At 65.0% G+C, this 13,373-nt stretch carries 8 protein-coding genes; 2 read left to right on the top strand and 6 right to left on the bottom strand.

Annotated features, from left to right (window positions below):
- Nucleotides 1-180: 180 nt before the first annotated feature.
- On the top strand, nucleotides 181-1,680 hold the full coding sequence (locus ACVWWQ_RS14420) for an OmpP1/FadL family transporter (protein WP_133951697.1): 1,500 nt from the start codon (nucleotides 181-183) through the stop codon (nucleotides 1,678-1,680).
- Nucleotides 1,681-1,754: 74 nt separating this feature from the next.
- Here ACVWWQ_RS14420 and ACVWWQ_RS14415 read toward each other — a convergent pair whose 3' ends face one another.
- From ACVWWQ_RS14415 to putA, 6 genes are all read right to left on the bottom strand, one after another.
- On the bottom strand, nucleotides 1,755-3,164 hold the full coding sequence (locus ACVWWQ_RS14415) for a coniferyl aldehyde dehydrogenase (protein ID WP_133951695.1): 1,410 nt from the start codon (nucleotides 3,162-3,164) through the stop codon (nucleotides 1,755-1,757).
- Between the two features lie 7 nt (nucleotides 3,165-3,171).
- On the bottom strand, nucleotides 3,172-5,658 hold the full coding sequence (locus ACVWWQ_RS14410; protein WP_457383443.1) for a TonB-dependent receptor: 2,487 nt from the start codon (nucleotides 5,656-5,658) through the stop codon (nucleotides 3,172-3,174).
- A 70-nt stretch (nucleotides 5,659-5,728) separates the two neighbouring features.
- Nucleotides 5,729-6,895 carry an SO2930 family diheme c-type cytochrome gene (locus ACVWWQ_RS14405; RefSeq protein WP_133951691.1) on the bottom strand — a complete coding sequence of 389 codons (1,167 nt, stop codon included), beginning with the start codon at nucleotides 6,893-6,895 and terminating at the stop codon, nucleotides 5,729-5,731.
- Nucleotides 6,892-8,127, bottom strand: coding sequence for a parallel beta-helix domain-containing protein (locus ACVWWQ_RS14400; RefSeq protein ID WP_099654561.1), 1,236 nt, complete (start codon nucleotides 8,125-8,127; stop codon nucleotides 6,892-6,894). Before ACVWWQ_RS14400 ends, ACVWWQ_RS14405 begins: the two co-directional genes overlap by 4 nt.
- Nucleotides 8,128-8,255: 128 nt before the next feature.
- Nucleotides 8,256-9,338, bottom strand: coding sequence for an AraC family transcriptional regulator (locus tag ACVWWQ_RS14395; RefSeq protein ID WP_133951689.1), 1,083 nt, complete (start codon nucleotides 9,336-9,338; stop codon nucleotides 8,256-8,258).
- Nucleotides 9,339-9,484: 146 nt separating this feature from the next.
- Entirely contained in the window at nucleotides 9,485-12,640 is a 3,156-nt protein-coding gene (putA, locus tag ACVWWQ_RS14390) for a bifunctional proline dehydrogenase/L-glutamate gamma-semialdehyde dehydrogenase PutA (RefSeq protein ID WP_133951687.1), read from the bottom strand.
- Nucleotides 12,641-12,935: 295 nt separating this feature from the next.
- Here putA and ACVWWQ_RS14385 point away from each other — a divergent pair, with 295 nt between their 5' ends.
- Nucleotides 12,936-13,373, top strand: a complete 438-nt coding sequence (locus ACVWWQ_RS14385; protein ID WP_133952039.1) for a DUF2244 domain-containing protein — start codon at nucleotides 12,936-12,938, stop codon at nucleotides 13,371-13,373.

The raw sequence follows: 13,373 nt of genomic DNA, 5'->3' as shown, positions 1-13,373 counted from the left end.
GCCTGTCGGTATGGCGTGCGGATGTTAGTATTTTGTTGCGTTCGCACTTGCAACCCCCGGGGCAAGTCGGCAAAGTGCCTGCGGGGCAGTTCAAACGCGCGTATGAATTGGCAGTTCCTGCCTCATTCGGCACCATCAAACATGGGCCTCAGGCCGCCACATAAAAAGCAGGAGCAAGTGATGCAGACGTCCTTCCGTTCCATCGCGGGTGTTACCCGTCCGCTTGCGCTCGCCGCGCTGAGCATTGCCATCGTCGGTGCGTTGTTCGCGCCGACCAACGCCGACGCCAGTGCGTTTCAGCTCAAGGAAAACAGTGCCAAGGGCCTGGGGCGTGCCTACGCCGGCTCGGCGACGGCCGGTGGGGATGCCTCGGTGGTGGCAAACAATCCTGCGGCAATGACCGAACTGGATGGCACCTACCTCCAGGCTGACGTCACGGCCATCAATTTCAGCGCCAAATTCAAGGGCAGCGCGCACGATGTGCTCGGCCGCCCGATCAGTGGCGGCAATGGTGGCGATGCGGGAACCACGCTTCCGGTACCGGCCTTGTTCATTTCGTCCAAGGTGTCGGACAAGGTGCATCTGGGCTTCGGTTTCTCCGTGCCGTTCGGCTTCCAGACCGAATACGACCGTGACTGGGTGGGCCGCTACAACGGCGTCAAGTCCAAGTTCCAGTCCCTCGACGCGACCCTCTCGGCGTCGTTTGACGTGACCGACAACTTTGCGGTGGGCGTGAGCGCCATCGCGCAGCGCACCTCGGCCGAACTGAGCAGTGCGATCAACTTCAACGCCGTGGGCCTGAGCATCCAGCAGGGCATTGGCGCGAAGACCGCCGCAGGCGTCGCGCAGATCCAGGCTGCTGCCGCCGCGGGCCAGCTCACTCCACAGCAGGCTGGTGCGATGATCCAGCAGGCCGTCGCCCAGGGTCAGGCCGCTGCCGCCGGCGTGGCCGCAGTTACGCCGCCAGGTGCCGACGGCTTTGCCACCATCAAGGGTGACGACTGGGGATACGGTTACCAGGTGGGTGGTTTCTGGAAGTTGACGCCGAACGACAAGTTCGCGCTGAACTACCGCTCGAAAATCAGCCATCAGCTGCAGGGTACCGGCAAGTTTGATACCACCGCAGGCTACCAGCTGCTGTTGAGCAACCCGGCGCTGGCGGGCGGTATTCCGCCGTTCTCCAACACCACCGGCACCGCAGGCTTCACCACCCCGGCCGTGATCAGCGCCAGCTACTGGCATCAGGCCGAGAAGTTCGGCCTGGGCATCGATCTGGCCTACACCAAGTGGGATGTGTTCAAGGAGCTCCGCGTCAAGTACGGCAATGCGGCCCAGCCGGATACGGCCGAGACGTTCAACTGGCGCAACACGGTGTACGCCTCGATCGGTGGCGACTACTACCTCAGCAGCAAGGTCACGCTGCGGGCTGGTATCGCGGTCGACACGACCCCGAGCTATTACCGGGTGCGTGACGTGCGCGTGCCTGACTCCACCCGCAAGCTGGCGACGGTCGGCATCGGCTACAAGGCCAGCGATCGGTTCGAGATCAATGCCTCGTATGCGCACATTTTCGTGAATCAGGCGCACATCGACAGCGAAAGTTCGACCGGTGACGTCGTCAGCGGCAACTTCTCGGACTACGGCAACCTGCTCAGTCTGTCGGCGACGTACAAGTTCTGATCACGGCCACGGCCGCGTTCTGAGTCAGGAAGTGAGCCTCCCCGTTTCGGCGGGGAGGCTTTTTTGTGCCGATCTCAGCCGCGGCGAAGAAGCAGGCCGAGCATGCGACGGAAGCGTGCGCCGTAGGGCGGGTTGAGCAGGCCGGTGCCGTTGAGTCGAGCCTGGCGAAAGATCGGCTTGAGGTGGGAGAACGTGCGGAAGCCCGCTTCGCCGTGATAGCCGCCCATGCCTGACGCGCCCACGCCGCCGAACGGCAGGTTGTGTTGCGCGATGTGGTACAGCGTGTCGTTGACCGTGACACCACCGGCGTGGGTGTGGGTCAGGACCCGGTCCACCAGGCTCTGGTCGTTCTCGAACAGATACAGGGCCAGCGGGTGCGCGCGCGCCCGCACGTACGCAATCGCCTCGTCCAGGCTGTCGTACGGCACCAGTGGCAGCAGCGGGCCGAAAATCTCCTCTCGCATCACCGCCATGTCGTCGGCCACGCCGGTGAGCAGCTGCGGCGGCAGCAGGCGCCTTGCCGGATCCTCGCTGGTCTGGCCGAGTGCATGGACTTGCGCTCCGGCTGCCAGCGCACTGTCGCGCAAGCCGGTCAGCCGCTGGTATTGCCGGTCCGAAACAATGCTGGCGTACTGCTCGCTGCGACCGAGGTCGGGATACATCTGCGCAAACGCCTTGCCGGCCGCATCGATGAACGCCGTCATCTGCGCGCGCGGCAACAACACGTAATCCGGCGCGATGCAGGTCTGCCCGGCGTTGACCATCTTGCCGAACACGATGCGCTCCACCGCGTGGTCAAAGCGCGCCCCGGGCCCGATGATCGCCGGCGACTTGCCGCCGAGCTCCAGCGTCACCGGGGTGAGGTTGGCCGCTGCGGCGCGCATCACGTGGTGGCCCACCGTGGTGGAGCCGGTGAACAGAAGATGGTCGAACGGCAGCGCGGAAAACGCCTGCGCCACGGTCGCGTCGCCGTTCACCACCCATACCTCATCGGCGGCGAAGTGCCTGGCCACCTGTTCGGCGAACAACGCCGAGAACCGCGGCGTGAACTCGCTCATCTTCAGCATGGCGCGGTTGCCGGCGACCAGCGCGTCGACCAGCGGGCCGATGGCCAGGTACAACGGGTAGTTCCACGGCACGATGATGCCGATCACGCCCAGCGGCTGCGGGCGCAGTTCGGTGCGCGCCGGCAGGAACAGCAGGTCGGCCAGGCCTCGGCGTGGTTTCATCCAGCGCCGACCGTGGCCCAGCGCATGGCGAATGGCCGACAGGCTTGGGAAAATCTCCAGCAGATCGGTCTCTTCGCGCGGACGGCAACCGAAGTCCGCGTTGATGGCCGTGGCGAACGCGTCGCGCTGCTCGCGCAGCATCGTTTCCAGCTTGCGCAGACGCTGCTCGCGCAGCGCCCATCCGGGCATCGGTTCGCTGGACTGCGCGTCACGCATGCGTTGCAGGTCGGCGGTCAGCGCTTGGCTTTCGGTCATGGGGTTCTCAAAATTTCGCGCGTAATTCGACGCCGATGGTGCGTGGCGGGGAGATGCTGGCAAACGGTGTGCCGAACACACTGGTGGAGATGTTGTTTACCCCGGTGACATAGCGTTTGTCGAACACATTGTTCGCGTACAGTGCCACGCCCCATTGACCACTGGCCGAATGCCAATCCAGTCGCGTGTCGGTGCGCTGTTGTGCGGTACCGGTGTCAAAGTTCGGGCTGATCTGACAAGTGCCCTGCAATTGGGAGTCACGATTGCAGCGTGACTTGCCTCGATACGCATGTGACAGGTCGAACTCCAGCGCGCCGCCGGCCACGCCTTGCCAGACGTACGACAGGGCCGTGGCGAAGGAGAACAGCGGCTCGCCAGTCGGTTGTCCGGAAAGATCGACCCCCGACGGTGCCACCGCCTGACGATAAGTGGCGTCAATGTAGGCGCCGGTGACGCTCAGCTTGAGCGCGTCGACCGGCTCCCATTGCGCTTCGAACTCCAGGCCGTGGGCCTCCTGATCGGTGCTGCTCACCAGATAACGGGGCACGCGGGAGCCGGTGCTGTTGGGGTCGAGGGTGAGCGATTGCTTGTTGTCGTAGCGGTAGTAATAGACCGATCCATTCAGCAGCAGGTGCTGTTCGGGGAACAGTGTTTTGAGGCCGGCTTCGTAGTTCAGTACCTTCTCCGGGGCAAAGCGCGAGCCGATCTGCACGCTGTTGTAGCCTCCGGCCTTGTAGCCCTTGGTGACCGAGGCGTAACCCATCACGTCAGGGGTGAACTTGTAGTCGAGCACCACGCGGGGGCTGAAGTCGTTCCAGCTGTTCTGGTCCTTCACCAGCACGTTGACCGGGGCACCACTGGCGGCATTGAAAATCAGGTTCTGCTGGAACGCCCTGGGATCAATGCCGATCGCGGTGAGCAAAGGCATCAACGCGTCGATGGTCGCGTCCAGTTCATCGGCCTGGCGCGGCGGGTTGAACCACGAGAAGCTCTTCTCGTCGCGGGTGAAGCGGGCGCCGGTGGTCAGGCTGAGTCGGTCGGTGAGGTGCCAGATCACGTCGCCATACGCCGCATACGCCTTGAAGCGGCCGACGTTGCTGATCTGCTCGCGCCATGGGTCGCCCAGCAGGTGATATTGGCCGTAGCCGACCAGCGGCAGCAGCGTGTCATAAAAGGCGAACGTGTCGGTGGGCGCGGCTCCGCCCACATTCATCGCCAGCGAATCGACGCTGTTGGTGAACACGTTGGTCTGGCTGGTCTGTCGTGCGTGTTCGTCGTAGTAACTCAGGCCACCGACCCAGTCGGCGATGCCCGTGGTACCGGCGACTTTGAATTCCTGGTACCAGCTGTTGTTGCTTTCTATGTTGGCCGTGTCCAGGTACGTGGCGATATTGTTGGTGCCGTCATAGTCACCGCGGTTGTAGGTGTTGAAGTGCCGCCAGGCGGTGGTGGAGGTCAGGCTGCCCCAGCCGAGGGAATGATCGACCGAGAGCGTGGCTCCGTTGAAATGGCGCTTCTCGCCGGCATCCACCGTGTCGTTGTAAAGCGGGGCGTGACGAGGGTCGAGATAGCTCGACGGGTCGGCCGGGAACGGGGGGACCTGGTCGTTGAACGGTGCCGGGCGCGTGATGTAATCGGACTTGGCAATCAAGCCGATCGCCGCCTGCGGTGGCTGCTTCAGCTGTTCGTGGTCCCATGACAGCAACACGCGCGTGTCGGGCGTGGCATTCCAGCGCCAGACCAGGCGACTGCCCCAGTCGTGGTCGTTGCCGTAGCTCTTGCCGGTGGCGGCGTCCTTGATCCAGCCGTCGCTGCGATTGTCGAGCACGCTCATGCGCACGGCCATGTCGCGATTCACCGGCACATTGATCAGCGCGTCCGCATATTGGCGACCATCATTGCCGAGGCGCACGCGTGCCTTGCCCTCGAAATGGTCAGACGGTTCGTTGGTGACGATCGATATGGCACCGGCGGCGGCGTTGCGGCCGAACAATGTGCCCTGCGGTCCCTTCAATACCTCGATTCGCGCGATGTCGTTGAACGCCAGCAAGGCACCGCCCGAGCGCGCGGCGTAGACGCCGTCGACGTAGACGCCCACCGCCGACTCGGTGCCGATGCCGAAGTTGCTGGTTTCGATGCCGCGCATCTGATAACTCGGCTGGGTCGGCTGGCTGGCGCCGACCACCAGGCCCGGCACGAAGATGTCCATCTTGCTGAGGTCGGTGGCGGCCAGCTTGTCGATCTGTTGCGCCGTGACGATCTGCAACGGAATCGGCACTTCCTGCATTTCCTGCGAGCGGCTTTGCGCGGTGACCGTGATCTTGCCCAGCTGGGTGACATCCTTCGCCGGGTCAGCGGCTGGTGTGGCGCCGTCGGTGGACGGATCCTGCGGCGCGTTTGCGCCCAGGACCAGGGACGGGCTGCACAGCAGCAGCAACGCGCTGCCACCGAACAACAGGCGGCGCAGGCTGATCGAAAGTGGGCGTTGACGCATGTTCATTCGGTGCTCTCCCCTTGCATCGGATCGCGCGGCTGCTGGCAGCCGCACACAGGTGTCAGGTGAATCAGTGGATCGCCACGCAGCTCCCCGGCTGCGCCTTGATCCATGCCTTGATGAGGGCCACGCCTTCGCGGTGGACCGTGCTGCGCCCGATCTCCGGCATCATCACGCCCGGCTCGGTGGATGACAGGCGGTAAGGCAGGATCGAATCCTCCGGCTTGCCTGGCACGATGTCGAAAAAATGATCGCCGGTGCCCTGGCCGGCCGCGGTTGGCGGTTTGCAGATGCCGAGGTGGCGGTCCTCCGGCGTACCGACATCGAGCGTGAGGCCGGTGGTGTTGGCCGCTCCGTTCACGTTGTGACAATGGCCGCAGTTGATGTCCAGGTAGGCGCGCGCACGGGTGTCCAGGCTGGCATGGGCATCTTCCCAGTTCGCGTCGCGCGGCACGCCGGCCAATGCGGGCAGTCCGCTCAGGTAGCCAACCTTCACCAGGTGCTCGAGCTGGTTCGCGCTGCCGTCGGCGTAGTGATAATCCTTGTTGATGTGGCGTGCCTTCGGTCCGATCGGATGCACTTTGCGGTCGATCCAGTCCTGGGCGTGACAACTGGCGCACTGGCTTTCGTCGGGCACGACGTAGTTGAAATCCTCCCGCGCCGGTTGGCCGGCAACCGGCTGCGCCGCGACCAGGGTCAACGGCAACACCGCGCCGGTGCGCGCCAGCGTGGCTTCGGTCTGCGCCTCGTTCCACACGTACGGAATCGCGGCCCAGCCGTCGTTGCGACGGACCAGAATGCGCGTTTCGATCAGGTGCACGTGGGCCATGTCCAGGCCCTGTCCGGCGAAGTCGTGCGCGTAGTCGTCATTGCGCAAGACGTCACCCACCTTGCCGGTCGCCGCGCGCGGGTAGTAGAACGTCTTGCTGATCACCGTGCCGACCGGGAAATCCAGGGTGTCGGTGGCGTTGTATGTCGCCGAAGTGCCTTTGGGCATCCAGACGGTGCGCAATTTGTGCGCATAGTCGGTGAACAGCGGCGTGTTGAGATCGTACGGGACCACGCTGTCATTGAGTTGCAGTTTGCCGTCGCGTACCTCGACCACGTGCCAGTCGCTGAGCTTGGCCGGTCGTCCCTCCGCGTGGAAAGTCACCGGTGCCATGCCTCGTTGACAGCCAGCCAGAAGCATCCCGGTCAGCAATGCCAGCACCATCTGCCACAGCGGCCTTGCCGTCATGCCTTGGGCTCCGGGTCCAGCGTCACGGCCGGCAGCTTCGGCAGGGTGCAGGCGTAGGCCTTGGTGTCGTTGCTGGGGTTCTTGTAGTCGTGCGGACCGTCGGCGTTCAGCACGCCGTTGACGTCCTGGATGCAGATGCGATCGGCCGCCGGCGGCACGCCGTTCACCAGAGTTTTCGCGTCGACATAGCCGTCCCACAGCACGTCAGGGAAATGCCCGCCAAGACCATACATCGCCGTTTTCAGCGTCTTCAGCTTGATTCCGTCGGGCGAATCGCCGCCACCCTTGAGTCGGTTGCCGTAGATGAAGATGCCCTTCGGATACGGGTTGTAGTTCGGCGACACGCCTCGGGTGTTGTAGTAATTGGTCGAGAAGTAGCTGGCGATGATCAGGTTCGCGGTCTTGTTGTCGGCGATGTCGTTGTCGAAGATCTCCACCTTGTCGTTCGAGTTCACCACCACGCCGGCGCCGGCCGGCACGCTGGCCACGGCCGCGCCCTTGGCGGCGAAGTTGCCGGTGTTGTTGCCGTAAACCTTGTTCTTGAACACGCGCGTGCCGTGGCCTTCCTGCGAAAGGTTGGGCATGTTGAACACCAGGATGCCGCCGGTGTTGTTGGTGGCGGTGTTGCCGTAGACGTCGGCATTCACCGAGTTCTCGATCTCCACGCCGGCCACGTTGTATTCGGCGCGGTTGTTGCGCACCACGATGTTGCTGGACTGGCCCACGTAGATGCCGGCGTCCGAGGCGCCGATCACCACCGAATCCTCGATCAGCACATTCTGCGTCTTGACCGGATACAGGCCGTAAGCGCCGTTGGTGGTCTTCGGGCCGCCGGTCCATTCCACGCGCACGCCGCGAATGGTGATGTTCTTGCCCTGGTTGATCTTCAGCGAGTCGCCCTTGGTGTCTTCCAGCGCCAGGTTTTCGATGGTGAAGTCGCTCGCGTTGACCAGCAGCCCTTCCGGGCCCACGACCTGGCCCTTGAACGACAGCACGGTCTTGTCCATGCCGGCACCGCGGATGGTGACGCCATCGGTGCGCAGGCTGAGGCCGCGCCGGAGCGAGTAGTGGCCGGCCGGAATCTCGATCACGCTGCCGGGTTTGGCATCCAGCAATTGTTCCTGCAGCTTGGCTTCGAAGCTGATGTCGCTGCTGGCTTGCGGTGCCGGCGCGGACTGGCCGCACCCGGCGAGCGCCGCGGCAATGGCCGCAGTGATGAGCAACTTGCGCATGATCTTGAACTCCCCATTCGGATCGAATGCCACGAATGGGAACACTCTCCCTCAAACCATCGGTGAGGGGGAGGGCAGAACGGCCAGTGCACGGGGGGCAAACAGGCCAGATGCGCGGACTTGCCGACTCAGGCGGCGTTGCGCCGGGCGTCCTGTGGCGGCATGCCGGTCCACCGCTTGAAGGCGCGGCGGAATTCCCGCGGATCATTGAAGCCGACCTCGCTGCCGACCTGGGCCACGCTGAGCGTACCGGCCTGCAGCAGTTGCAGTGCGCGTTCGGCGCGCACGCGGTCATGGATCTCGCGGAAGATGCGGCCACTTTCGGCCAGTTTGCGGCGCAGCGAACGTTCGCTGAGGTTGAGCGTGCGCGCCACGTCGTTGAGGCGGGGCTGCTGCGACAACTGGCTGCGCAGCAGTCGTTCGACCGCCGCGACGATTTCCTGATGCGGTTCGCCGCCGTCCGGCGTTCGTTGCTGCGCGCACAGGGCCAGCGCCTGTTGCGCGGTCAGCGGGTTGTACCCGGGCAACGGTCGCGCCAGCCATTGGGTATCGATCAGCAACTGGTTGCGCGCGGCGCCAAAGCGCACTTCGCAGCCAAACAGGGTTTCGTACTCCGCCGCATAGGCGGGCCGGACGTAGGCGAAGTCCGCGCGGACCGGGCACAACTCCGCACCGACCAGTTCGCGGGCGATCATCAGGCAGCTGGCAAACAGCTCCTCGCAGAAGAACGACATCAATTCGGTGTCGCCAAAACGTGGCCAGGCGACCAGCGCCACCTCGCGCTCGCTGACCGGCTCGACCGCCACTTCCAGCAGGCAGCCGCATATCTTGTGATGGGTGATGCCGGCGAACATCGCCTCGCCGAGCGTGCGCGAGGTCATCATCGCCAGGCCGAGCAGACCGAAGCCGCCAATGGTGCCTTCGCGACCAATGCGCAAACCGGCGTCAGGCACGCGCAACGACTGCAGCGCGCGGCGCACGAAGGCATGGGCCTGGCGATAGGACACCCGCAGCGCGGGGTCGGCAATCTGCGTCCGGCTCAGCGCCAAGCCGGCGAACCATGGCCGGCTGTCGACGCCCGCGGCGTCGGCCAGTTGCACCAGATAAAGCAGTTTGTTCGGCGGAAACTCCGCCGCGGTATAACGCGGGTCATCGCTGGCCAGAGTGGCCGGCGACGGGTTCAGGCCGATGTTTTCGGCGGGGCGTGCCATGGGTGGGTTGCTCCGGCGCGTGCAAACCGGCGTGGCCGGCGTTCGGCCCCCTTTCTACCACGTGCGCGCAGTCGGCAGCTTGCGCGATGCACAACTTGGCCCGCTGTCGCGATCGCGGCCCTGGCGCTGGCCCGGGCCGCGACGGGTTACTCGCCGATGGTCAGCAGCGAGGCGTTGCCGCCGGCTGCGGTGGTGTTGATGGTCAGCGTGCGTTCGCCGGCAAAGCGCAGCAGGTAGTGCGGGCCGCCCGCCTTCGGGCCGGTGCCGGAGAGACCTTCGCCGCCGAACGGCTGCACCCCGACCACCGCACCGATCTGGTTGCGGTTGACGTAGCAGTTGCCCACCCGTGCGTGTTGGCTGATGTAGTGCACGGTGGCGTCGATGCGGCTGTGCACGCCCAGGGTAAGGCCGTAACCCGTGCTGTTGATCTCGTCCACCACGTCCTTCAGCTGGCTTGCCTTGAAGCGGATCAGGTGCAGCACCGGACCGAAGATCTCGCGCTTGAGCATGGACAGCGAGGGGATTTCGTAAGCGCGCGGAGCGAAGAAGGTACCGTGTTCGGTGGCCGCCGGATCCATCGGTGCCTGCGCAATCTTTTTCGCTTCCTTGTCCATGCGTGCGGCATGGGCCACCAGGATCGCCTTGGCGTCTTCGTCGATGACCGGGCCGACGTCGGTGGACAGCAGGCCGGGGTCGCCGACCTTCAGTTCGGCCATCGCGCCGGCCAGCATCTCGATCACCTTGTCCGCGATATCTTCCTGCACGTACATCACGCGGGCCGCGGAGCAGCGCTGTCCGGCGGACTGGAACGCCGAGGCGATCACGTCCTTGACGATCTGCTCGGGCAGCGCGGAGGAGTCGGCAATCATCGCGTTCTGGCCACCCGTTTCGGCGACCAGCACCGCGATCTGCGAATCACGCGCCGCCAGTGCGCGGTTGATCGCCCAGGCGGTTTCGGTGGCGCCGGTAAACACCACGCCAGCGACGCGCGGGTCGCGGGTCAGTGCGGCGCCCACGGTGGCGCCGTCACCGGGCACGAATTGCAGCACGTCCTTCGGAACGCCGGCCTCGTGCAGCAGCTGGGTGGCGAGATAGCCGATCAGGCTGGTCTGTTCGGCAGGCTTGGCGATGACGGTGTTGCCGGCAGCCAGTGCCGCGCTGACCTGACCGATGAAGATCGCCAGCGGGAAGTTCCACGGGCTGATGCCCACGAACACGCCGCGACCTTCCAGAAACAGCTGATTGGTCTCGCCGGTGGGACCGGGCAACTGCTCCGGTTCGGCGAACAGTCGACGCGCCATGGTGGCGTAGTAGCGCAGGAAATCCGCCGCCTCGCGCACTTCGGCAATCGCGTCGGGCAGGCTCTTGCCGGCCTCGCGAACGCACAGGGCGAGAAACTCGGCGCGACGCGCTTCCAGCTGATCCGCCGCGTACTCAAGCATGGCGGCGCGATTGGCCACGGGCAGGGTATTCCAGCGATCCTGCGCGGCGACGGCGTTGCTCATCGCCTGGTCCACCGTGGCCTGATCGGCACACACATAGCTGCCGATCGTGCGGCGGCGGTCGGAGGGGTCGGTCACCTGCACCGTCTCGCCCTTGCCGCTGGCACCGGGTACCAGCGGGCCGGCGCTCCAGGGGCCTTGCTGGGCATTGACCGCGTCGGCCAGTTCGTTCAATTCGTTGTCGTTGGCAAAGTTGACGCCCATGGAATTCTTCCGAAGTTCACCGTAGAGATTGGCCGGCAGCGGGATGCGCGGATGCGGTATGTGGTCGAACGCGCGCACCGTCTGGCACGGGTCGGCGACCAGTTCCCGCGGAGGCACGCTCTCGTCCACCACGCGGTTGACGAAGCTGGTGTTCGCGCCGTTCTCGAGCAGGCGCCGCACCAGGTAAGGCAGCAGGTCCTCGTGCGTGCCCACGGGGGCATACACGCGGCAGGGCACGTCGAGATGGTTCTTGCCGATCACCTCGGCATACAGGTCCACGCCCATGCCATGCAAACGCTGGAACTCGAACGGCCGCCCCTGCGCCAGTTGATGCACGGCGGCGATGGTGTGCGCGTTGTGGGTCGCGAATTGCGGATAGATCAACTGGGTGCCGGCATTGAACAGGCGCCGCGCACAAGCCAGGTAGGAAACGTCCGTATTCGGCTTGCGGGTGAACACCGGGTAGCCCGAAAGGCCCTGTTCCTGCGCCTTCTTCACCTCGGCATCCCAGTAGGCGCCCTTCACCAGTCGCACGTACCAGCGCCGGCCGGTGGCCAAAGCCGTTTCGACCAGCCAGTCGATCACGAACGGCGTGCGCTTGGAGTAGGCCTGCACCACGATGCCGAGGCCGTTCCAGCCCTCCAGCGAAGGGTGGGCGAAGACGTCGCCGATGATGTCCAGCGACAATTCCAGCCGATCGGCCTCTTCGGCGTCGACCGATAGCGCGATGCCGTGCTTCATCGCCAGCTGCGAGAGTTCCAGCAGCTTTTCGGTGAGTGCGGCCCGCGCCCGTTCGCGCTGGGCCACTTCGTAGCGCGGGAACAAGGCCGACAGCTTCACCGAGATCGACGGCGCGTCGGTGTGGTTGGCGTAGGGTCCGCGCGAACCCAGCGCGGCAATCGCGTTGCGATAATCCTGCTGGTAGCGTTCGGCCGTTTCGGCGGTGAGCGCCGATTCGCCGAGCATGTCGAAGGAATAGCGGTAGACCGCGTTCTCCTTCTTCTTGCTGCGATCGAGCGCCTTCTCGATGTCCTGCCCCATGACGAACTGGTGACCCATGATGCGCATGGCCTGGCGCACCGCGACGCGGATGGCGGGGTCGCCGACGCGCGCGACCAGCCGGCGCAGCGAGCCGTTGAAGTCGTCGTAGCCCGTGTCAGCCAGGTTCACCAGCCGACCGGTGAGCAGCAACCCCCAGGTGGACGCGTTGACCAGCAGCGACTCGCTGCGGCCGATGTGCTTGCGCCAGTTCGCGTCACCCAGCTTGTCGCGGATCAGTTTGTCCGTCGTGGCCTTGTCGGGGATGCGGAGCAGCGCCTCCGCCACGCACATCAGCAAGATGCCTTCCTCGCTGGAAAGGTCGTACTGACGCATGAAGGCTTCGACCACGCTCTGGTCCTTGGCCCGTGCGCGCACGCGGGTGACCAGCGCGCAGGCACGCTCGATCACCTGTTCACGTTCGTCCGGCGGCAAGTCGGCCTGGTCGAGCAGGTCATTGACCGCTTCGGTTTCGTCGCGCAACCAGGCAGCGGTGATGCGGGCGCGGGCGGGCGTGGTTTGAGCCGGTAGCTCGGGGCTGAGTATGGTTGAGGTCACGGCGTGCCGATAAAGGGTGGTGAATGGGGATGGGGCAAACGCCGGATTGTACGCCCGACCCCGAGAATTTTGGGGAATTCACGGGGCATGGCGGGTCCTCGCCCTGTGTGACGAATCGGCCCGGATGCGGTCGGCCGTGGCCATTCGCGGGCGCATGTCAGACATTGATCCACGTCAATGGGGTGCGACATTCTTGCCCGTTGCGCCGCCGCGGCCTATCATTCCCGCGTTCCAGGCACGCCGGATCTCCATGATCGTGCTTCGACCAGCTACCGCCGGCTTGCCCTGCGTGACGATGTGGCTCAGGCCCAATCGCACGCTAAGCCGACGCGGCTTGCGTCGATTGATCATGGTTCTTGCGGCGCTGGTGCTGATGACGGCTGGACTGGGGGCTTGGCAGGGGAATGTGTTCGCTCCGCTGTTTGCCCTGGTTGAATCCGCCGCCGTGGCCTTCGCGTTGAGCGTGGCCTGGCGGGCCGGCGACCGTAGTGAGCGCATCACTCTCGACGACGTGTCGTTGGAGGTGCAATCGCTGCCGGGCAGGCGCTGCACGCGTTTCCAGTCCTGCTGGGTGCGCGTGCTGCTGGAGCCGGGCCATGGGCGCCAGCGGCTGTTGCTGACATCGCATGGACGTGAATTGGAGATCGGCGCATTCCTTGCGGAACAGGAACGCGTCGCGCTGTCGAAGAAACTCATGGTGCTGCTGGGCGAACTCAACCAGCCGCGCAAGTAG

Source organism: Rhodanobacter sp. TND4EL1, from assembly GCF_054061035.1.
This window is presented reverse-complemented; position numbering and strand designations above follow the sequence as displayed.